Below are 20,526 nucleotides of genomic sequence, written 5' to 3'. Positions count from 1 at the left end.
TATCACGCGAAGGGCTCTGCACGATGAACGCAACAGTAAGAATCTTCGATGGTCTGGTGATCTTCCTCGCCGTCGTGGGAATCGCGTACGCCTACCTCACCGGCACCTCGCGATCCGGTGTGGAGTGGGTCGGCACCACCGCCATGGTGCTCTCCGCCGGGCTCTGCCTTCTCATCGGTGGCTACCTCCGCTTTGTGGCGCGCCGCATCAGCACGCTTCCCGAGGACTACGAAGAGGCTGAGATCTCGGACGGAGCGGGTGAGCTGGGGTTCTTCAGCCCGCACAGCTACTGGCCGTTCTTCATGGCCCTCTCGATCTTCTTCCTCGCCTACGGCGCCGCATTCTGGAACTGGTGGATCCTGATCGCCGGCGCTGTCGCGGTGATCATCACGGCCTCCGCGCTGGTCTTCGAGTACCACTGGGGCCGGGAGAAGCACTGACACCCCGGTAGACATCGACGAGGCCCTCACCCTGGCAGGTGGGGGCCTCGTCTTGTCGTGGGAGCAGGTCGCTCCGAGCACTGTATTCGCTCGGTGCACCGGGTTCGCTCCGTGCACCGGGTTCGCTCCGAGCACTGTATTCGCTCCGAGCACTGGGTTGACGCAGGCCTGGCTCGGCGCACGGCCGCGAGGCGGAGTCCTTGATGAACCGGCATGTCCGGGATTACCGTCGTGGGATGTCCCGGATCTCCCTGCGGCGCATGGTCGTCGCGCTCGACTGTCCCGACCCCCGCGCGCTCGCCGACTTCTACGCCGGGATGCTCGGCTGGCAGGTCCAGCCGAATCCCCAGAACGCGGATTGGGTGGACGTCGTGCCGCCGGACGGGGACGGGCGCTCCGTGGCGCTGGGATTCCAGCAGGTTCCCGACTTGCGTCCGCCCACCTGGCCGGAGGGTGCGATCCCGCAGCAGATGCACATGGACTTCTACGTGGACTCGATCGAGGACGCCGAACCGGCCGTCCTGGCGGCTGGAGCCCGACGGCACGAGACCCAACCGGGCTCCGGCGACGGCTTCGTGGTGTACCTCGACCCGGTCGGGCATCCGTTCTGCCTGTGTACCGAATAGCGCGGCTCAGAAGAAAGCGGTCGGGCCCGGGCCCTGCGCGATGCAGTGGCCCGAGCCCGACTCTCGGTGATGTCGCTGGGACTACAGACCCATGTCCTTGGCGATGATGGTCTTCATGACCTCGTTGGTGCCGCCGTAGATGCGGTTCACGCGGTTGTCGGAGTACAGACGCGCGATCGGGTACTCGTTCATGAAACCGTAGCCACCGTGCAGCTGCAGGCAGCGGTCGATGACCTCGGCGGCGATCTCCGTGCAGAACAGCTTTGCGGAGGCCGCCTCCGCCGCGGTCAGCTCGCCGGCGTCCAGCGCCTCGAGAGCACGGTCCGCAACCGCCTGGGCGGCGTCGACCTTGGCCTGGCAGGCGGCGAGCTCGAACTTGGTGTTCTGGAAGGAGGCGACCTCCTTGCCGAACACGGTGCGCTGCTGGGTGTACTCCTTGGCGAAGCGCACGGCCGCCGCGGCCTGGGCGTAGGCGCCGTAGGCGATGCCCCAGCGTTCGGACGGCAGGTTCTGGCCGAGGTAGTAGAAGCCGCGGTTCTCCTCGCCCAGCAGGTCCTCGACCGGTACCTTGACGTCGGTGAAGGACAGCTCAGCGGTGTCGGAGGTCCGCAGGCCGACCTTGTCGAGCTTGCGGCCGACCGAGTAGCCCTCGAGCTTGGTATCGACGGCCAGCAGCGAGATACCGAAGCGGCGGTCGTCCTCGCGAGGGGGCGCGGTGCGCGCGGCCACGATGACGCGGTCGGCGTGGACACCGCCCGTGATGAAGGTCTTGGCGCCGTTGAGCAGGTAGTGGGTGCCGTCTGCGGACAGGCGGGCGGTGCTCTTCATCCCGGCCAGGTCCGACCCGGTGCCGGGCTCGGTCATGGCCAGCGCCCACATCTCCTCGGCGGAGACGAACTTGGGCAGGTACCGCTGCTTCTGCTCCGGGGTGGCCAGCGCCTTGATGTAGGGCAGCCCCAGCAGCACGTGGACACCGGAGCCACCGAAGTTCACGCCGGCGCGGGCGACCTCCTCGGACTGGATGGCCTCGAACTTGTGCGAGTCGATCCCCGCGCCGCCGTACTCCTCATCGACGTTGATGCCGAACAATCCCAGGTCGGCGAGCTTGTAGTAGAACTCGCGCGGGACGATGCCGGCGTCAAACCATTCCTGGAAGTGGGGGGAGACCTCGGACTCGATGAAGTCGCGGAGGGTCTGGCGGAAGGCCTCGTGGTCTTCCTGGAAAACGGTACGACGCAAGGGTATGCCTCTCCATTGGACGCTCCGCCGACAGCGTGTCGCGGGCGCCGGGTGAATGATCTTCTACTGGTCGCAATCGTACAAGGGTGCGAGCGGGGATATGGCGCGGACCGCCAGCCAGAGTGTGGCGTCCGCCTAGGTGGGTCGGAACTCCAGGCCGTCGGCGGCGGTGATCCTGATCGGGCCGCGGACATCGGTCCCGGACACATCCTCACCTCGCTGTTGGACGGCGACGACTCCATCGTCACGGAGGGTGAATGCCACGTCACGCGCGGTGTCCATGAGGTCCTGCCAATTCTCCCCTCCCATCGTGCGCGCGGCATCGCTCGGGCAGATCGAGCCCTCACCGCGGGACCGGAGCAGAGTCCGGATCGTCGCCGCGAGGCGCTCCCGGGTGCCCTCGCCTGTCGGCTCCCACCAAGGGTCACCGCGTTCGCCGAGGGCCACCTTCGCGTCATTCACCATCACCCGCGCGGCATCACCTTGGGTCTTCACGAGGCGACGTCCAGTCATGAGTGCCTTGACGAGTTCGGCCCGCAGATTCTCCGGGATCGACGGGTCCGTTGCTCGCCACCGCCTCCCGTTCACGACGATGTAGCGGCCGTCCTCGGTGTGCTCGACGTCGTTTCCGCTCATGTCGCGATCATGCACCTCGTACGGAGCTGTTGTCACGAATCTCCACCGGCTCGTTCGCGGCGCGAGCGGCGAGCCGACGACCGCCGCGGGGTCGTGTTGCCTCTTTGATCATCCAGCCATCTCCGCGAGCAATACCCATCCAACGGTCACAGGCCGGCCGCTAAGGTGGAACCTGTTCCAGTTTAATCAGGTCGACCGGCAATGAGTCGACCGGCAATGAGTCGACCGGTGATGACAAGACTAGGGGTGCCCGTGGTGGCGCAGGACAACACAGCCGAGAAGTCAGCCGATACCGCAACAGACCATGCGGTCGACGCGGAATTCGATGTCGTGGTGGTGGGATCGGGGATCGCGGCTCTCTTCGGCGCTGCGGCCGCTGCGTCACGTGGGCTGACAACCTGTCTCGTCGAGAAGACCGACCGCTTCGGCGGTACGTCCGCGTACTCCGGCGGTGGCGTCTGGCTTCCCGGGAATGCGGTCCTCGCGCGTGACGGACTGGAGGATTCTGTCGAGGAGGGGCGGACCTACTTCCGTGCGGTGGTGGGCGACCGTACCGACCAGGAGCTGCAGGACGCGTTCTTGAACACCGGACCTCAGGTGGTTGATTTCCTGCAGGAGGAATTGGGCATCCAGACCAGGTTCCAGGCGTTTCCCGACTACTTCGCGGCGCCGGGTCGGCAGGAGGTCGGTCGCAGCATCTACCCCAAGCCTGTCAAGGCAGGGGAGATCGGCGCCCGCGCCTCCGACATCCGCTCCGCTGTCCCGGTGGACCTGTTCGGCGCGGCCGAGGATCCGTCCAGGCTCGAGGGAGGACGTGCCTGGGTGGCCCGCCTGGTCCTGGCACTGGACGGAAAGGAGAACGCCGAGCTGCGACTGGGGACCGCAGCAGAGAAGCTCCTCCGGGACGACGACGGCCGGGTCGTCGGGGTCGTGGTGAGCGACGAGTCCGGCCGGCACGTGCTCGGTGCCCGCCGGGGGGTGCTGGTGGCCGCCGGTGGTTTCGAGCGTTCCGCGGAACTCCGTGCGCGCTGGCAGCAGATGCCGACCGCCGACTGGTCGGCCTCGCACCCCGACACCGGCTCGGGCGACGCGATCCGCATGTTCGAGGAGGTCGACGCGAAGTTCGACCTGCTCGACCAGTCGTGGTGGTGTCCCGCGACCCTGTTCCCGAATGGCCACGCCGCCTTCACCCTGGGTTTCCGTTCGGGGATCATCGTCGACGGGACCGGGAGGCGCTTTGCCAACGAGCTCCTGCCCTACGACCAGATGGGCCGTCAGATGCACGCCCGGATGGCGGCTGGCGCGGGAGACGAGTTCTGGTTTGTCTTTGATGACAGCGAGGCGGGCGGATTCCCGGCGATCTGCGTGCCCGCACCCGACCATGCCCAGCTGCGGGAGGTCGGTCTCTGGCACACCGCCGAGTCGATCGGAGAGCTGGCGGCGGCGACGGGCCTCGACCCGACCGCGCTCGGCGAGAGCGTGGAACGGTTCAACGGATTCGCCGAACAGGGGAGAGACGCCGACTTCGGGCGGGGCGAGGACCCCTATGGCCGCTTCTTCCTGGGAGCCTCCACGCCCGGTGAATGCCTTCGGCCGGTGACGGGCACGCGGCTGCACGCCGTGCGGCTGGTCATCGGCGATCTGGGGACCAAGGGCGGCGCGGTGATCAACCCGGACGGCGCCGTGCTGGGTACGGACGGTGCGCCGATCCCGGGGTTGTACGCGGCGGGCAACTCATCGGCGTCCGTGTCCGGCGAGGCCTACCCGGGCCCCGGCGTGCCGCTCGGCTCCGGGATGACCATGGCCTACCGGGCGGTGGCGGACATGGCGGGTGAGCCGCTCCCGATCCACCCGTGACCCCGCTGGTGTCCGCCCGCCCGGCCAGGCGGGCACCAGCCCAGGCGGGCACGAGACCAGGGCAGCTCGGCCCTAGCCGTCCGCCCACTCGAGGAACTCGGCGGCCGAGATGACGGGCTTCTCCCACTTGCGGGCGGTGCGGGACTTGGCCGACTGACTGCCGATCTCGGCGACCACGAGGACATCGCAGCGGGACTTGGTCACGGTGGCGACCGGGACCAGCCCGCGTTCCACCGCCAGGCCCTCCATCTGGCCGCGGGAGAGAAGGCGCCCCGCGGAGTCCAGCGCACTGCCGGTGAAGCACACCCGCGTGCCCTCGGTCAGGACCTCGCCCGCACGAGCCGGCGAAGCGGCCTCGAGGCCGGAGGTGATGTCGACCGCCAGGAGGCCACCGGCCCGCCTGAGGCGACCCAGCGTCTCGGCGTTGAGCGTCACCCGCTCCGCGGCGCGCCGGATCTGTTCGGCCACGAGCGCCCGGGCTCCGACCCGGACATCGCGGTCCCCGGGGAAGAGGAACACCTCGTCGTCGTCGCCGGTTCTGGTCTCAGGTTCCCCGTCTCGCGGTAGGTCCAACAGGGCCGCCCCGACCTCACCGCTGATCTCGAGCATCGCGGACAACTGGGGGAGTACGTCCGAGGTGGGCGGGTGGATGTGGGCGTCGCGGCTGAGCAGGTAGCTGATCGCGGGTTCCCCCACGAGGTCGGCGTCGAACGCGCCCGCTGCGGGGTCGTCGATCGCCATCGCCTCCCGCACGTCGAGTGCGACCCGCGCCCGCTCGATCGCGGACCCGGCCCGCGTCCGCGTGCGCTCCCGCGGCGTGAGCAGGTGCGCGGGGACGTCCACTCCGAGTGGCATCGGCATGGCGCTGCCGAGTCTCTTGAGCTCCGAGTCCACGGCGCCGAGCGTGCGGTCGACGTCGACGCCCACCGGGGTGTGGCCGTCGAGCAACGGCGCGATCATCGACCAGGCCTCGAGCAGGGTCGGGGCGAGCAGCACATCCGTGACCGTGATCAGGTAGTCGACCCGGGCCTCGGCGAGGTCGCGACCCGGATTGACCAGTGTGCTGACGGCGGTGCCGTCGGAGAACGCGACGGCGAGTTCGACCGGCCGCGGCGTGGCTCGGAACCCGTCCCCGCCGACAGTGAGGGTGGCGATCGCGCAGTAGCGACGCGATTCCGCGTCCCGGTCCGGCTCGCGGAGGAAGCGGATGATCCGGCGGTCGATCTTCAGGTCCGCGGGCGACACCGGACGGGTGAGCACCAGACCGGCGAGTGACGTGCACCGGCTCAGCGCGACGTAGAGCTGACCGGCGGCAAAGGTTCCGCCGGTGAGGTCCACGACCAGCCGGTCGAGGGTCTGTCCCTGGCTCTTGTGGATCGTGATCGCCCACGCCAGCGTGAACGGCAGCTGCGTGAACGTCCCGACGATCTCGTGCCGCATGCTGCTGCCGGAGGCGACCGGGCGGGTGACGTCCCAGGTGTACAGCGCGACCTCGGCGACATCGCCGCCGGTGAACTCGACGACGACGACGGGCCCGCGCTCGCCCCGGTCGCCGCGCCGACCGAGTGTGACGTCGAGGATCCGCCCGATCGATCCGTTGACCCAGCGGTCCGCGGGGTCGTTGGTGAGCATCATGATCTGGGCGCCGACCTTGAAGCTCAGCACGTCGCCGGTGGGGTGCTCGAAACCGGTGAGGTCACCGGTCGTGGTGGCGGTCATCTCGAGCTCGGCCCCGGGCAGGCGTTCGAGACGCCGCCGATTGCGGCTGGCCGCCATCCGGTTGGTGGTGGTCAGGGTCAGCCAGAACTCGCTGTCGGGCGGTTCGAAGTCCGGGTCGGTCCGGGCGTTAAGTGTCTCCCGCGCCCGACCGACGAGGGTGCCCTCGCGGATGGTGTTGAGGATCGCGGTGAGCTCCGGGTCGCCCGACTGCCGGAACACGTGGGTGAGGTCGATGGTGGGGAACTCTTCGCGGTTGTAGCGCTCGGCCGAGAAGAAGTACGGAGTGGGGTAGTGGCTCTCGAAGGAGAGTCTCTCCGCGTCGGCCACCACCGGCGGGAGTTGGAACAGGTCGCCCACCAGGACGATCTGCACACCGCCGAACGGCATCGTGGGATCCGGACCGAACCGGTCCAGGGCGATCGCGATCATGTCGAAGACGTCCGCCCGGATCATCGAGGCCTCGTCGAGGATGAGGGTGCTGACCCCGGTGAGCGCCTCCGCGAAGCGCCCCGGGCGGTACGCGGTGCTGCGGATGTGGTCGGGGGTGTGGCTCGGGTGGAAGCCGAACACCCGGTGGATCGTGTAGCCGCCGACGTTGAGTGCGGCGATCCCGGTGGGGGCGGCCACGAGGGTGGGGTGTTCGGTCTCGGCCAGGAAATGCCGGATGAGGGTCGACTTGCCGGTGCCGGCCTTACCGGTGAGGAAGAGGTTGTTGCCGGAGTGCAGGTGCGTCAGTGCGCGGTCGAACTCGTCGGTGACGACGATCTCGCGGCCGGAGTCCGGTGTACGGCCTGAGTCGGTCAGCGAAGTCTCCACCCGTCGGGCCCTCCTCGCCACATAGCCGCGGGCCGGAACTCATCACGTGAGTTCCGGCCCGCGGCGGGGTGTTGCGGGTGAATCAGTGCTCGTCGAGGCGACGGGTACGGTTCTCCTCCTGCAACGTGGTGAACATCGAGTGCTCCTGGTGGTGATTGTCGTGATCTGCGTCGTCGAGCAGGCGTGCCTCGTCGATCGGATCAGCCGAGAGCGCGCCGCGCGGGGGACGGCCGGCCACTCCCAGCTGGTTCATCTTGCTCGGGACCTTGGCTCCCGCGTACTCGAGCGGGATGGCGTGGCCGTGCTCGTCCATCCCGCCGAGCGGCTGGTGGACCTCGATGAACTCGCCCTTGGGCAGACGCATGATGATGCCCGTCTCGATCCCGTGCTCCAGCACCTCGCGGTCGGCGCGCTGGAGACCCAGGCAGAGCCGGTAGGTGAAGAAGTACATCAGCGGCGGCATCACGATCAGGCCGATCCGGCCGGCCCAGGTCGTCGCGTTCAGTGACACATCGAAGTGGTAGGCGATGAGGTCGTTGGAACCCATCAGAACCAGGATGATGTAGAACGTGAGCGCCATGACACCGGCACCGGTGCGCACCGGCACGTCACGCGGACGCTGCAGCAGGTTGTGGTGCGCGGTATCGCCCGTGAACTTGGCCTCGATCTGCGGGTAGAGGAACATCAGCGCGACCATGGCGCCCAGCACCACGGCCACCCAGGTGGTCGCGGAGACCGTGTACGGCCCCAGGTAGAGCTCCCATGCGGGCATGACGCGGGCGCCGCCCTCCGTCCACAGCATGTACCAGTCGGGCTGCGAGCCGGCAGAGATATGGGACGGGTTGTAGGGCCCGAGGTTCCATATGGCGTTGATCGTGAACAGGCCCGAGAAGAGCATGAGCATGCCGACCGTGATGGCACCGAAGGCGATGGACTTCACGGCGAAGACCGGGAGGATCCGGACGCCCACGACGTTGTTCTCCGTGCGGCCGGGCCCGGGGAACTGCGTGTGCTTCTGGTACCAGACCAGCGCGAGGTGCGCGGCGATCAGGGCCAGGATGATGGCCGGGATGATCAGCACGTGGAGAACGTAGAAGCGCGGGATCATGAGCTCGCCGGGGAAGTCCCCGCCGAAGATCATCCAGTGCATCCAGGTGCCGATGACCGGCAGACCGACGATGATGCTCGAGGTGATCCGGAGGCCGGTGCCCGAGAGGAGCTCGTCCGGCAGACCGTAGCCGAGGAAGCCCTCGACGATGCCCAGGAGCAGCAGCACGCAACCGATGGTCCAGTTGGCTTCGCGCGGGCGTCGGAACGCACCGGTGAAGAAGATGCGGATCATGTGGACGACCATGGAGGCGACGAAGAGCAGTGCCGCCCAGTGGTGGATCTGACGCACGAAGAGGCCGCCACGGACCTCGAACGAGATGTTGAGTGCGGTCTCGTAGGCGCGCGACATCTCGATGCCGTTGAGCGGGGCGTAGGCGCCCTGGTAGATCACCTTCGACATGGAGGGGTCGAAGAACAGGGTGAGGTACACCCCCGAGATCAGCAGGATGATGAAGCTGTACAGGGCGATCTCGCCCAGGAGGAAGGACCAGTGCGTGGGGAAGACCTTGTTGATCTGCCGGCGCATGCCACTGGCCATGGTGTACCGCGAGTCGAGCTCATTGCCGACGGTCGCGAGTGGATTGGAGTTGCTCATGAACGACGCTCCCAGAAGGCAGGTCCGACCGGCTCGATGAAGTCGCCGTCGGCGACGAGGTAACCCTCGCTGTCAACCGCGATGGGCAGCTGCGGCAGTGCGCGCGCGGCGGGGCCGAAGATCGGCTTCGCGTATTCGAGCGCGTTGAACTGCGACTGATGGCACGGGCAGAGGAACCGGTGGGTCTGCTGCTCGTACAGGGAGGTGGGGCAACCGAGGTGGGTGCAGATCTTCGAGTAGGCATACAGATCGCCGTAGTTGAAGTTCTCCTGGCCCTTGCGCTTGATGACCTTGGCGGAGTCCGCGGGGCGGAACCGGATCAGCATGACCGCGTTGCGCACACCGTGGATCGAGTGCATGTGCTCCTCGAAGTCGCCCAGCGCGTGCTCGGGGAGTGGGAAGACGGACTCGAGTCCACCCGCGGAGAGGTCCTCCACATGGATGCGCTCCAGGCGGCCCTCGCCGGCCGGGGGATGGCCGTCCGGGTAGACCTTGCCGGTGTCCCGACCGAGGTAGACCTTCTCGGCGGGCAGACCGTCGGGACGGTTGTCCGACGCGAGGGTCCAACCGGTCGTGTGGAGCGTCCCGTCGCCGGCGACGTCCATCTCGCCGCGCTTCCACGGGTTCTTGATCATGCCACCCAGCGGCAGGATCACGGACAGGCCGATGAGGCCGACGCCCGCACCGAGTACACCACCCATGACCTTGCGCCGACCGAGGGTCGAGGTCTTCCACGTGTCGTTGAGCTCGGCGACGATGGTCCGCCGGTCGACCTCGTCCGACGGGCCGTCGTGGCGTGTCTGGACCGAGATCTCCTCGGGGATGAACTTCTTGGTGAACTGCACGGCGCCGAAGCCCAGGAAGAGGATCGAGAGGCCGATCGTCAGACCGAGGAGCGGGGTGTAGAGCATGTAGAGCCAGTAGCCGTCCTCACCCTCGCCGCGGTATTCCCACGGCCAGGCGATGTAGATGACGGCGAAGGCCAGCGCGAGCAGGGCGGAGAGCGCGAACCAGATGGTGACCACGCGCTCGGCGCGCTTCTCGGAGCGGGTGGTGACACCCTCGGGCCAACGGTTCTCGCGGAACCGGACGTCGACGCCGTCGAGCTGGGTGCCCAGACGGACGAGCTCGGCATCGCTCATCCGGTCCAGGTCCGCGGCGGACGGGTTCTTGGGGGTCTCACTCATGAACGGGATCCGATCCACAGGGTCGCCCCGATGAGGGCGACTATGCCGACTAGCCAGATGGCCACACCTTCGGTCACGGGACCGAGACCGCCGAGCGCGTAGCCGCCGGGCGAGACCTTGGTGTCCGAGTTCTTGACAAAGGCGATGATGTCCTTCTTCTCGTCAGGCGTCAGTTGACGGTCCGAGAACTTGGGCATGTTCTGCGGACCGGTGAGCATGGCCTGGTAGATCTCCTGCTCGTTGGCAGGGTCGAGAGTGGGGGCGTACTTTCCGGCCGACAGCGCGCCGCCGCGACCGGTGAAGTTGTGGCACGAGGCGCAGTTCAGGCGGAACAGTTCAGAACCGCGCGCCACTTCCTCGGCAGTGCTGTTCCCCGACGCGCCACGCAGGCTTCCCTGGGCGATCGACCCGTCCGGATCGGTCACGAGTGCGGGGCCACCACCGTGGAGGTCGACGTACGCCGCGAGCGCCATGATCTGGTGCTCGTTGTAGCGCGGCTTCTTCCGCTGCGCCTGGGCCTCGTTGTTGGCCGCCGGCATACGACCGGAATGGACCTGGAAGTACGTCGCGCCGGCGCCCGTGCCCACGAGCGAGGGGCCGCGGTCGTCGACGCCCTGGAGGTTCTGGCCGTGGCAGGTGATGCAGGCGACGTCATAGATCGACTTGCCCTCGGCGATGAGCGCGGCCTGGTCCTGCTGTGCCGTCGCGACCTGCGGCTCGGGAACGACAGCCGTGGCGATGGCTCCGGCGCCGAGGAGGCCGGCGGCGATGACGAGCGCGCCGGACGCCTTACGACGGCGCCTGGACGAGGCCGGTCGCGCCGGAGTACCCGTGGGCTCCGGCGACGGCGTGTCCGCAGCGGGTGGGTGAGGTGAGTTCATTGTGAGTTCCCTTTGGAGTTGGGACCTGCTGGACACAGCGTCCTGCGGCCAGCTGACTACTGGATGAAGTAGATGGTGACGAAGAGGCCGATCCAGACCACGTCGACGAAGTGCCAGTAGTAGGAGACGACGATGGCCGCCGTGGCCTGGGCGGGGGTGAACCGGGACATCGTGGTCCGCATGATGAGGACGACGAACGCCAGGACGCCCGCCAGGACGTGGAGCCCGTGGAAGCCGGTGGTGATGAAGAAGACGGATCCGTAGACGCTCGACGAGATCGTGACGCCCTCGAGGTAGAGCATCGCGTACTCGTACGTCTGGCCGAGCAGGAAGACGCTGCCCATCACGGCGGAGATCGCGTACCAGCGGCGGAGTCCGAAGACGTCGCCCTGTTCGGCGGCGAAGACGCCCATCTGGCACGTGAACGACGACGCGACGAGGATCACTGTGATCGTCAACGCGAAGGGCACGTTCAGGTGCACCGGATAGGAGGGCCAGTCACCTCCCGAGTTCGCCTTGGAGACGAAGTACATCGCGAACAGTCCCGCGAAGAACATCAACTCCTGGGACAACCAGATGATGGTGCCCACGCTGACCATATTCGGCCGGTTCAGCGAATGAACACGCTGGGCCATGGCCGATCCTGAAGTTTCTACTGCGCTCGTCACGAGGCCAAGTATGACCCCTGAGGTGGGCGGAGTCATCATGGACCCCCGATTTCGGCGTGTCCTGACGTCGTTTGTGCAGGTCGGTTTGAGAACTAGTCATCGGCACCCCGGAAACCACACCCCATGCCGGGGCTATCAGGGGCTTCTCAGGCTGATCGGTGGGTGGCCGGATACCAGCGACCAAGGGTGCCCGCGGGCGGGATTGACGCCGCTGGTGGCACGATTGCCGACGTGCGGACCGTCGACGCTGACGGTCCGGTCGTCACAGGGAGAGAGGTCGGGACAGGTGGGGAGTTCGGCAGCAGTCAACGGGGGCCGGTCGTGGCCCGGGGTGCTCGGCACGCTCACCGCGGGTGACGACCTGGATCCGGCGGACGCCGGGTGGGCGATGGCCAGGATCATGGAGGGCGTCGCGACGGACGCGCAGATCGCGGCCTTCGGCGTGGCGCTGAACATGAAGGGTGTCACCGGCCCGGAGCTCGACGCGCTCTCCTCGACGATGCTCGACTTCTCGCGCCGTGTGCCCACCTCGCGCCCCTGCGTCGACATCGTCGGTACGGGCGGCGACCGCCAGGGCACGGTCAACATCTCCACCATGTCCGCGCTCGTCGTGAGCGCGTGTGGGGTTCCCGTGGTCAAGCACGGTAACCGGGCCGCCTCGTCAAAGAGCGGTGGGGCGGACGTCCTCGAGGCGCTGGGAGTGGCGATCGATCTGGGCCCGGAGCAGGTGGCCCGCTGCGTGGAGGAGATCGGTGTGGCCTTCTGCTTCGCGCCGGTGTTCCATCCCGCTCTCCGCTTTGCCGCAGCGCCTCGACGCGAGATCGGCATCCCGACCGTGTTCAACATCCTCGGGCCGCTGACCAACCCGGCCGCGCCGTCGGCCAACCTCATCGGGTGCGCCTTCGGGCATCTGATGATGGTGATGGCCGAGGTGTTCGCGCTCCGCGGACGGTCGGCGCTGGTGGTCCGCGGATCCGATGGCCTGGACGAGATCACCATGACGGGCCCGACGCGCGTCCTGCGGGTGGCCGGCGGACACATCGACGACGACGAGATCGCTCCCGGCGACTTTGGCATGGAGACGTGTTCGATCGAGGAACTGCGTGGTGGGGACGCCCAGCACAACGCCGGCGTCGCCCGGGACCTGATCGCGGGCGAGAAGGGCCCGGTTCGCGACGCCGTGCTGCTGAACTCGGCGGCAGCACTGGTGGCATTCGACGGGCTCGATCGGGGAGCCGATCTGAGGTCCGCGATGTCCTCTGCGGTGGATCGCGCTGCCGCGGCGATAGACGACGGCAAGGCGGCCGCACTACTGGAGAGGTGGGCGGCCTTCAGCTCGTCGAGTCGCTGACCTCGGGCTCGCGGACACCGGCGGCGGCGCGTTCTGCCCGGTCCGCCCAGTCGTTCAGGGTGTGCGCCCCGTCGAGGGGGAGCACCCAGCTGCCCTCGACGGTGACGATGCGGGTGGGCGCCGAGTCGATCCAGCGGTGGACGTTGCCGATCTCGGCTGCCGTGGCCCCGGCCAGCGGGCCCGGGCCGGGCAGGACGGTGGTGGCCGCCGCCCGGAGCGAGTCGATCACGGGGAGCGGTGCCGCTCCCGTGGGAACGGTCCCGGATGCCGCCAGACGTCCGTGTCGAACGATCGCCACCGACCAGGTCCTGGGGAGGCCGGCCTGCACCAGTACCAACTCGGTCAGGCCCGCGGTGGCGGCCAGCTCCTGTTGGCGGGCGAGGATCCGGACGAGGGTGGCGGCCCGGTCGCGGAGGCGGGCCGCGCGCTCGAAGGCGCCGTCGGCCGCGAGTTCGTCGATCCGGGCCACGACCGCCCGGAGTGGGGCGGAGTCCCGACCGGTCACCAGGGCAGCCCAGGCTCCCGTGTCCGGTGCCCCGTCGCCGGCCTCGGATAGGTCCAGCCACGCGGATCGGGCGTCGTCCGCCCGCCGGAACGGCCCCACGGCGAACGGGTGCTCCGGGTTCCGGGTGACCTGCCCGCGGATCGCCCGTCCCGATGGGGGCGCGAGCCACCACCCGCGGCGGGGGCTGCGGGAGCATCGGTTGAACGGTGGTTGCAGGGAGTCGATCAGCCGCTCCTCGACCGTCCATGCCTCCAGTAAGTGGGTGCACGGCACCGACTCGACCGCAGCCGCCAGCCCGACCATCGTCCGCATCCTCCCGCGGGCGTCCCCGCCCGAGTAATAGGAGCGGGCTCTGCGGCGGACGGCTCCCGATGACCCGACGTACAGCGGACCGCCGGCCTCGTCCCGGAAGATGTAGACACCTGGGCCGGACGTCAGCGACTCGGTCAACGAGGAGCGGCGCCGCACCTCCGGGGTGAGGCGACCGTCGTAGGCGCGGAGTTCCGAGACCGTGCCCACCCCGCAGTCGCCGACCCGGGAGATGAGGGCGTGCAGGACGTCGACCGTGGCACGGGCGTCCTGGAGGGCACGGTGATTGGGTTCGACGGTGGACCCGAGATGAGCGGCGAGTACGCCGAGCCGGTGTCCGCGGGTCTCACCCCGATGGAGTACGCGGCGGGCGAGGGCGAGGGTGCAGACAGACGGCGGATCGGGCCACGGGTGTCCGGTGGTCGCGGCGGCGGCGCGGAGGAATCCGAGGTCGAACCGTGCGTTGTGGGCGACCAGGACGGCTCCGCGGGAGAACTCCAGGAATGTCGCCATCACCTCGCCGAGCGACGGGGCTCCGATCAGATCCCCGGGGACGATTCCCGTGAGCCGGCTGATGTGTCGCGGCAGCGAGCCGGAGATGGCGACGAACGTGGACAGCTCGGCCCGCACCTCTCCGCCCTGTACGCGGACGGCTCCGATCTCGGTGATCTCATCCGTGCCCGGCCTGGTCCCGGTGGTCTCCAGGTCCACCACGACGAACGTGACCTCGGACAACAGCGGTTCGAGCTGGTCAAACGTTCCCTGGGCGCCGGACGTGGCGGCAGGGACTCGCGTGGTGCTCGGGGACATGGACCAGACGGTAGCCCCCGGGTCCGACATCGATAAGGAGTGAGGCTGGGTAGTGGGGCTGGGTGGTGGGGCCGGGTAGAGGGACCGGGGAGTGGGGTCGCTTGTGGTCCCGGCCTGGATCGGGATGTCGGACCCCTCTCCTATGGTCGGCACCGGTCGGTCGACAGGGTTGGTTCGTCGGCAGGGTTCGTCGACAGGGTTCGTCGACAGGGTTCGTCGACACCGACTCGTGGATCGCGGGCTGGTAACGAATGGGCAACACGCCCAGGACGGAGTGTGAGGTAGATCATGTTCTCAATGGATTGCGCGCGGTGTCCGGCTCGGCCGGGGCGGTGCGAGGGGTGCATCGTGTCAGTGCTCCTCTCGGGGAACCCGCAGCTAGACCAGCTATCGGAGGAGTCTTGCGGCTACGTGCTGGAGCCGGCCGTCCGTTCGGCGATCGAGGTGCTCATGGATGTCGGAATGGTCTCGACGGTCCAGATCATGGCTAGGAACACCGCCGCCTAGGGGAAGGACTGGACTTCGACGAGATGGTTTCGTAACCTTTTCGAGACCTCGGAAGTCATCGCCCACCTACCGGTGGGCAGCCGGGGTCACCACCTAAGCGCCCGTGAGGGCGCACCGGGGAACCAAGATCTACTGGGGTGAATCGCTCGGAGGCCGAGAGGCACAGAGAGCGTAGGACAGACTTCCGTGTCCGAACCCGTCAGCTAACCCGGTCGGTGTACAGGAAGAAAGAGGACAGACTTTCGTGGGAACCCACAGCATCAAGACCAGCCCGACCGGTTTCCGCGTCGCCGCCGCCGGACTGCTCGCAGCCGGTGCCGCAGTCGCCGGCGCCGGTACCGCCGCCGCCGCGCCCGTGACCGTCGACGTCCCCGTCGAGCTCCGTCTCCCCGGCGTGCCGACCCAGGTCACCGTCGACCTCCCCGAGGGCATCGTCCTCCCGGCCGGTCTCGCCCAGGTCGCGCAGGCCGCCCCCGTCGAGTTCGCCGCTCCGGCGCCGCAGATCTCGACCGGCCAGCGCATCCTCGAGGCCGCCAGCACCCGCGTGGGTTCGCCCTACGTGTGGGGCGCCACCGGCCCCAGCTCGTTCGACTGCTCCGGCCTGACCTCCTGGGCCCACAAGGAGGCGGGCATCTCCATCCCGCGCACCAGTGGGGCCCAGATCGGCGGCGGCACCCAGGTCACCAAGTCCGACCTGCAGCCCGGCGACATCGTCGCCTTCTACAGTGGCGCCAGCCACGTGGGCCTCTACGCCGGCAACGGCCAGGTCCTGCACGCGCCGTCCTCCGGCAGCTCCGTGAGCTACGCCCCGCTGGACTCGATGCCGTTCTACGGCGCGACCCGCTACTACTGAGCCTCCCCGCCCCACGGGATTCCACGAACCCCGCCGATCACCGGTCACGTAACCGGTGTCGGCGGGGTTCGTCGTCTGTACCATCCCGAACAAGGACGATGCACCCAGCTCCAGGGGGCGTCACGCCGTCACCGATGACCGATGACCATGACCGATGAACGATCACCGATTCGAGAGCGTGCCTGTGCCCATGACCCGCAGTGTCCGCGCGGTCGCGATCGTCGCGGCCGCAGGCGCAGTGCTGAGCGCCGGTGTCGCGGCGGCGTCGGCTCAGGACCCGGACCCGGCACCGACGACGACGTCGTGGGCGGCTGTCGATTCGCCGGACGCCTCCGCCGGCGAGGATCTCACAGAACTGACGAGACTGTCCGACGAGGCCGGTGCGCTGGGGGAGGAGCTCCACCTGGCCCGAGCCGAACTCGCCGTCGCCCACGCCGAGCGTGATCGGCGGGAACGCGACGCCGGGGTGGCCGCCGGGCGGGCCGCGCTCGCCCACAACAACGCGTCGCGGGACCAGTCCCTCGTCGATCACCTGGCGACCAGACGCTATCGGATCGGCGAGACCGGCGGCGTGCGGGCGGCCGCGCTCGCCGAGAGCCCGCGCGACCTGGTCGACCGACTCGGGACCCTGCAGCGGCTCTCCGGTGCGACCACCAGTGCCCTCGACGCGTCGCGTGCGGCGTCGGCGGAGGCCGCCCGCTTGCGGGACGACGCCGCGCTGGCCTCCGAGGCGGCTCGGACGTCGGCCGGGGACGCGCAACACCGCGCGGATGAACTCGACCGGCGCTCGGAGGAAATGAGGATGCGGATCGACGAGGTGAGACGTCGCGTGGACGCCCTCTCGGATGCGCAGCGGGCCCGGTGGGCCGGTGGTCCCGTGATGCCCCCGGGCTACGTCGCACCGCCGGTCGACAGCGTCAACTCGGCGGCGCTGCGCGTCGCGCTGTCCAGACTCGGTGCGCCGTACTCCTGGGGTGCCACCGGTCCGTCCGAGTTCGACTGCTCGGGCCTGATGGTGTGGTCGTACGCCCGGGAGGGCAAGACACTACCGCGGTCGAGCCAGGCGCAGGCGGTCTCCGGCGCGCCGGTCGCGATGGCGGACGTCCAACCCGGCGACCTGGTGATCTACAACCCCGGAGCGACACACGTCGGGATGTACGCCGGCGACGGTCTGGTGCTGCACGCACCGACCTACGGCGTGCCGGTCAAGCTCGAGCGGGTGGACGCGATGCCGATAGACGGGATCCGCCGCTACTGATCCCGGCAGGCCGCCAGGGTGTTCGCGGACCATTGTGGCAGTCTCGGAGGCGATGACGAGGACCCTGCTGATCACCAACGACTACCCGCCGCGGCCCGGCGGCATCCAGTCGTACCTTGAGACATACCTGGCCCATCTCGATCCCGACGATGTCGCGGTGCTGGCCTCGACGTTCCGTGGGAGCGAGTCCGCGGAGTACGACGCGTCCCGCCCGTACCTGGTCGAGCGGGTGCCGACGGAGATGCTGCTGCCCACCCCGGATCTCGCGAGCCGCGCGAGGAGACTCGCCTCGGACTTCGGCGCGACCACGGTGTGGTTCGGCGCGGCAGCGCCCCTGGCCGCGATGGCGCCCGTCCTCCGCGAGGGCCCGGTCGACCGGATCGTCGCCAGTACCCACGGTCACGAGGTGGGGTGGTCGATGCTGCCGGGTTCGCGTCAGGTGCTCAGGTTGATCGGCGAGTCGACGGACGCCGTCACCTACGTGAGCGACTACACGCGGCGGCGTTTCGCGGCGGCGTTCGGTCCCCGCGCCCGTCTCGTGCACCAGCCCGGCGGCGTCGACACGGAGCGGTTCCGGCCCGATCCGGCGGCGCGGAAGGCGATCCGGGAGCGCTACGGTGTGACCGACCGCGAGGTGATCGTGTGTCTCTCGCGGCTCGTCCCGCGGAAGGGCCAGGACGCGCTGATCCGCTCGATGCCGGAGATCGCCCGCCGCGTGCCGGGTGCGGTCCTCGTCGTCGTCGGGGGTGGTCCCCATCGCCGGACACTGGAGGGGCTGGCGCGCCGCCACGGGGTGACCGACCGGGTGATCTTCACGGGGCGGGTACCGGCGGAGGAGATCGTCGACCACCACCGGATGGCGGACGTGTTCGCGATGCCATGTCGGACCCGCGGCGGGGGCCTGGACGTGGAGGGGCTGGGGATCGTCTATCTGGAGGCGTCGGCGTGCGGGGTGCCCGTGGTGGCAGGGCGCAGCGGCGGCGCCCCCGAGACGGTCCTGAACGGGCGTACCGGGCTCGTGGTGGACGGCACCTCGGACGCCGAGGTGACAGACGCGGTGGCCGGTCTGCTGGCAGACCGACCCCGCGCCTCCGCGATGGGCGTACGCGGCCGCACCTGGGTGCTCGACCGTTGGCGCTGGGAGGACCTGGCCCGCGACATGGAACGGGTGCTGTCCGGGGACTGACCCCCGGACAGCACGATCAGATCGCGGGCCGTGCGCCCCACCTGCCGATCAGGCGTAGAGGTCCGCGATCTGCGCCGCGAATTTCTGGTGCACCACGTTCCGCTTGACCTTGAGGGACGCGGTGAGTTCCCCGGTCTCCTCGGTGAACTGGTCGGGCAGCACGTGGTACTTCTTGATCGCCTCGGAGTGCGAGACGGTCCGGTTGGCCCGCGCGAGCGCGTGATCGAGGTGCTCGGTCAGGGCGGCATCCTTGAGGAGGTCGGTCACGGAGCCGGACTTCCCGTGGTGGTTCTTCCACCGCTCGAGCGACTCCGGGTCCAGGGTGAGCAGCACGGAGATAAACGGCTTGCCGTCGCCCACACACACCGCCTCGCCGATCAGCGGGTCCGCGCGGAGCGCGTCCTCGAGCTGGCTGGGGGCGACGTTCTTCCCGCCGGCGGTGACGATGATCTCCTTCTTCCGGCCGGTGATCGTCAGGTAGCCGTCCTCGTCCAGCGAACCCAGATCGCCGGTCCGGAACCAGCCGTCGGAGAAGGACTCCGCGGTCGCGCTCTCGTTCTGCCAGTACCCGGAGGTGACCACCGGACCGCTCACCTCGACCTCGCCGTCCGGGGCGATGCGCACAGCGCACCCGGGGAGCGGCTGGCCGACGCTGCCGATGCGCATCTGTCCGGGGGTGTTGACCGCGATGGCCGCGCAGGTCTCCGTGAGGCCGTAGCCCTCGAAGATGTTGACGCCGATGCCGTCGAAGAAGTGTGTCAGGCGCTCGCCCAGCGGAGCGCCACCCGAGATGGCGATCTCGCACTGACCGCCCAGCGCGGCGACGAGCTTGGAGTAGACGAGTTTGGAGAACAGCGCGTGGCGAAGCTTGAGAACCGGCCCGACGGTGCCCCCGCGGTTGGCCTTGGAGTAGGCGACCGCGGTGTCGGTGGCCTTGTCGAACATCCAGGCCTTGACGGTGCCGCCGTCCTGGGCGGTCGCCTGCGCCTTGTTGAAGACCTTCTGGAACACGCGCGGAACGGCCAGGATGTAGTGGGGCTTCATCTCGCCGAAGGTGTCGACGAGATTAGACAGATCCGAGGAGTGGGCGATCCGGACCCCGGCGTGGAAACCCGCGTAGGTGATGGCGCGGGCCAGGACGTGGGCCAGCGGCAGGAACATGACCGTGGTCGCGTCCTGCCGCAGGTACTGGTTGAACGGCGTCTCGAGGACCGCCAGGGTCTCGGACATGAAGTTGCGGTGCGTGAGCATGCAACCCTTGGGCCGCCCCGTGGTGCCGGAGGTGTAGATCAGCGTCGCCGGTGAGTCGGCGGTCACCGAGGCGCGGCGCTCGTCGAGTGCCCCGTCATCGACTCCCTCGCCGGCTGCCGCGAGGGAGTCCAGCGCGGGGGAGTCGCCGTCGATCACGAGGATGTCCACGGGGGCGTCCAGCGCGGTGATCGCCTCACGAGCAGTGGCCGCATGGGCCTCGTTCTCGACGATGATGAGCTGCGTGCCCGAGTCCTCCATGATCCAGCGGATCTGCTCGGCGGACGAGCTGTCATAGACCGGGACGGTGACCGCGCCGGCTGCCCAGATCGCAAAATCGACGACGTTCCACTCGTAACGGGTCGAACTCAACAGGGCGACCCGGTCCCCGGACCCGACCCCACGGGCCACGAGGCCCCGCCCGACCGCGCGGACGGTCTCGGCGAATTCGCTATTGGTGACGTCCGTCCAGCTACCACCTACCGGCCGCTGGAACGCCACGTTGTCCGGCGTCTGCTCCGCGCGGTCGTAGGCCGCCTGTGCGCAGGACCAGTCGTCGGGGACGGTAAAGGTGGCGGGGGCGGCGACGTACTCGCGCAAAGGGTCCTCCTATTGGAGCCGGGTGATGAGCTGTTCGCGGTGAAGACACAGTATCCCCGGTATCGAACCGTGATGACGCCACCCATGTACCCGGACCCGAGCCGGGAGCGCGCCCGGGCCGGAGA

16 protein-coding genes and 1 riboswitch are annotated in these 20,526 nt (G+C 68.8%); of the genes, 7 read left to right on the top strand and 9 right to left on the bottom strand.

What is annotated here, in order from left to right; translation table 11 throughout:
* Positions 1 to 23: 23 nt before the first annotated feature.
* Together R4P08_RS11600 and R4P08_RS11595 are read left to right on the top strand one after the other, a co-directional pair.
* Positions 24 to 440, top strand: coding sequence for a cytochrome c oxidase subunit 4 (locus R4P08_RS11600; RefSeq protein WP_317814010.1), 417 nt, complete (start codon positions 24 to 26; stop codon positions 438 to 440).
* A 236-nt stretch (positions 441 to 676) separates the two neighbouring features.
* Entirely contained in the window at positions 677 to 1,066 is a 390-nt protein-coding gene (locus R4P08_RS11595; protein ID WP_317814009.1) for a VOC family protein, read from the top strand.
* A gap of 81 nt (positions 1,067 to 1,147) precedes the next feature.
* Here the strand turns inward: R4P08_RS11595 and R4P08_RS11590 are convergent, their stop codons facing one another.
* Together R4P08_RS11590 and R4P08_RS11585 are read right to left on the bottom strand one after the other, a co-directional pair.
* On the bottom strand, positions 1,148 to 2,305 hold the full coding sequence (locus R4P08_RS11590; protein WP_317814008.1) for an acyl-CoA dehydrogenase family protein: 1,158 nt from the start codon (positions 2,303 to 2,305) through the stop codon (positions 1,148 to 1,150).
* Between the two features lie 135 nt (positions 2,306 to 2,440).
* Positions 2,441 to 2,941 (bottom strand): DUF3253 domain-containing protein, encoded by a 501-nt coding sequence (locus R4P08_RS11585; protein ID WP_317814007.1) that lies wholly within the window; start codon positions 2,939 to 2,941, stop codon positions 2,441 to 2,443.
* A 231-nt stretch (positions 2,942 to 3,172) separates the two neighbouring features.
* Here R4P08_RS11585 and R4P08_RS11580 point away from each other — a divergent pair, with 231 nt between their 5' ends.
* Positions 3,173 to 4,798 (top strand): FAD-dependent oxidoreductase, encoded by a 1,626-nt coding sequence (locus tag R4P08_RS11580; RefSeq protein ID WP_317814006.1) that lies wholly within the window; start codon positions 3,173 to 3,175, stop codon positions 4,796 to 4,798.
* 72 nt (positions 4,799 to 4,870) lie between these two features.
* Here the strand turns inward: R4P08_RS11580 and R4P08_RS11575 are convergent, their stop codons facing one another.
* From R4P08_RS11575 to R4P08_RS11555, 5 genes are all read right to left on the bottom strand, one after another.
* The gene (locus R4P08_RS11575) at positions 4,871 to 7,333 is read right to left on the bottom strand and encodes an AAA family ATPase (RefSeq protein ID WP_317814005.1); all 2,463 of its coding nucleotides are present in this window, start codon (positions 7,331 to 7,333) and stop codon (positions 4,871 to 4,873) included.
* Positions 7,334 to 7,415: 82 nt separating this feature from the next.
* Complete coding sequence (locus R4P08_RS11570; protein WP_317814004.1) at positions 7,416 to 9,038, bottom strand: cytochrome bc complex cytochrome b subunit; 1,623 nt, start codon at positions 9,036 to 9,038, stop codon at positions 7,416 to 7,418.
* A complete protein-coding gene (locus tag R4P08_RS11565; protein ID WP_317814003.1) occupies positions 9,035 to 10,225 on the bottom strand; it encodes a ubiquinol-cytochrome c reductase iron-sulfur subunit in 1,191 nt (396 codons plus the stop codon). The genes R4P08_RS11570 and R4P08_RS11565 overlap by 4 nt, the downstream gene beginning before the upstream one ends.
* Positions 10,222 to 11,106, bottom strand: a complete 885-nt coding sequence (locus tag R4P08_RS11560; RefSeq protein ID WP_317814002.1) for a cytochrome c — start codon at positions 11,104 to 11,106, stop codon at positions 10,222 to 10,224. Before R4P08_RS11560 ends, R4P08_RS11565 begins: the two co-directional genes overlap by 4 nt.
* Before the next feature lie 56 nt (positions 11,107 to 11,162).
* Positions 11,163 to 11,774, bottom strand: a complete 612-nt coding sequence (locus R4P08_RS11555; RefSeq protein WP_317814001.1) for a heme-copper oxidase subunit III — start codon at positions 11,772 to 11,774, stop codon at positions 11,163 to 11,165.
* 286 nt (positions 11,775 to 12,060) lie between these two features.
* Here R4P08_RS11555 and trpD point away from each other — a divergent pair, with 286 nt between their 5' ends.
* Positions 12,061 to 13,125, top strand: a complete 1,065-nt coding sequence (gene trpD, locus R4P08_RS11550; protein WP_317814000.1) for an anthranilate phosphoribosyltransferase — start codon at positions 12,061 to 12,063, stop codon at positions 13,123 to 13,125.
* On the opposite strand, the gene R4P08_RS11545 is transcribed toward trpD, so the two are convergent.
* The gene (locus tag R4P08_RS11545) at positions 13,106 to 14,749 is read right to left on the bottom strand and encodes a DEDD exonuclease domain-containing protein (RefSeq protein ID WP_317813999.1); all 1,644 of its coding nucleotides are present in this window, start codon (positions 14,747 to 14,749) and stop codon (positions 13,106 to 13,108) included. The genes trpD and R4P08_RS11545 overlap by 20 nt on opposite strands.
* A 587-nt stretch (positions 14,750 to 15,336) precedes the next feature.
* A riboswitch (cyclic di-AMP (ydaO/yuaA leader) is annotated at positions 15,337 to 15,488 on the top strand.
* Positions 15,489 to 15,500: 12 nt separating this feature from the next.
* Here R4P08_RS11545 and R4P08_RS11540 point away from each other — a divergent pair.
* The 3 genes from R4P08_RS11540 (at position 15,501) to R4P08_RS11530 (ending at position 18,553) form a co-directional block, all read left to right on the top strand.
* Positions 15,501 to 16,109, top strand: coding sequence for a C40 family peptidase (locus tag R4P08_RS11540; RefSeq protein ID WP_317813998.1), 609 nt, complete (start codon positions 15,501 to 15,503; stop codon positions 16,107 to 16,109).
* A gap of 190 nt (positions 16,110 to 16,299) precedes the next feature.
* A complete protein-coding gene (locus R4P08_RS11535) occupies positions 16,300 to 17,367 on the top strand; it encodes an NlpC/P60 family protein (protein WP_317813997.1) in 1,068 nt (355 codons plus the stop codon).
* A 52-nt stretch (positions 17,368 to 17,419) separates the two neighbouring features.
* Complete coding sequence (locus R4P08_RS11530; RefSeq protein WP_317813996.1) at positions 17,420 to 18,553, top strand: glycosyltransferase family 4 protein; 1,134 nt, start codon at positions 17,420 to 17,422, stop codon at positions 18,551 to 18,553.
* A gap of 48 nt (positions 18,554 to 18,601) precedes the next feature.
* Here the strand turns inward: R4P08_RS11530 and R4P08_RS11525 are convergent, their stop codons facing one another.
* Positions 18,602 to 20,401 carry a long-chain fatty acid--CoA ligase gene (locus R4P08_RS11525; protein WP_317813995.1) on the bottom strand — a complete coding sequence of 600 codons (1,800 nt, stop codon included), beginning with the start codon at positions 20,399 to 20,401 and terminating at the stop codon, positions 18,602 to 18,604.
* Between the last annotated feature and the right edge of the window lie 125 nt (positions 20,402 to 20,526).

Origin of the sequence: Rhodococcus sp. IEGM 1408, from assembly GCF_033142235.1 — a bacterium.
Lineage (GTDB): Bacteria > Actinomycetota > Actinomycetes > Mycobacteriales > Mycobacteriaceae > Dietzia.
The sequence above is the reverse complement of the archived record's forward strand: the minus strand, read 5'-3'. Positions and strand labels throughout refer to the sequence as shown.